The sequence below is a fragment of the Petrotoga sp. SL27 genome (genome assembly GCF_002924605.1).
Classification (GTDB): domain Bacteria; phylum Thermotogota; class Thermotogae; order Petrotogales; family Petrotogaceae; genus Petrotoga; species Petrotoga sibirica.
The window spans coordinates 1-253 of record NZ_JAIP01000040.1; the positions used below are offsets into that span (position 1 = coordinate 1).

At 38.7% G+C, this 253-nt stretch carries 1 pseudogene; it reads right to left on the reverse strand.

The window, feature by feature from the left end:
- Positions 1-74: 74 nt before the first annotated feature.
- Positions 75-253 (reverse strand): annotated as a pseudogene (locus AD60_RS10565) (IS110 family transposase); the annotation flags it as partial.

A 253-nucleotide genomic window follows, 5' to 3' on the forward strand; every position in this document is an offset into this window, starting at 1 on the left:
GACAATGCCCATACTTTCAGAAAAACTCAAAATAGGCTTGAAAACACAAAAAGATTCACTTGTATCTATTCAACTTAGTAATTCGAATAGATTCGATTTTTGCTCAGCAATGCAAAAATCAGACGACCCAACTTACGAGCCGTGAGCGCGAGGGCTCTTTTGTGTTGATGAGTGGCAACCTCGTAGTATTTTTTCCAATAATACTCTTTGAACTCAGGGATATAGTTTTTAACGGAGCTAGCGGCTTCGATAA